The sequence below is a fragment of the Bradyrhizobium uaiense genome, assembly GCF_010811875.1.
Taxonomy (GTDB): Bacteria; Pseudomonadota; Alphaproteobacteria; order Rhizobiales; family Xanthobacteraceae; genus Bradyrhizobium; species Bradyrhizobium uaiense.
This window is the reverse complement of sequence record NZ_VKHP01000961.1, coordinates 1-244: the sequence shown is the minus strand read 5'-3', so window position 1 is coordinate 244 and position 244 is coordinate 1. Positions and strand designations below refer to the sequence as shown.

General features: G+C 68.0%; 1 pseudogene. It reads right to left on the bottom strand.

The features are described 5' to 3' along the window. Positions 1–244, bottom strand: a pseudogene (locus FNJ47_RS48315) (hypothetical protein); the annotation flags it as partial.

Here is a 244-nt window from a genome sequence, read left to right as displayed (position 1 = left end):
GGCATCCCATCAGCACGGTGCCGCGCTGGGTGTAGCGCAGCGCATTGGCGACGAGGTTCTGCAGGATCCGGCGCAGCATCAGCGGATCGGAGCGGACCACGGCAGACGACGGCATGATCCGGAAGCCCAGCGCGAAGCCATCTTCGTCGAGTTTCAACGCGGCGAGACCAGCGCCGGCGACAAGGCGGGCATCGGGCTCGGCCTGTCGATCGTGCGCCGGTTTGCCGACCTGCTCGGCCACAAC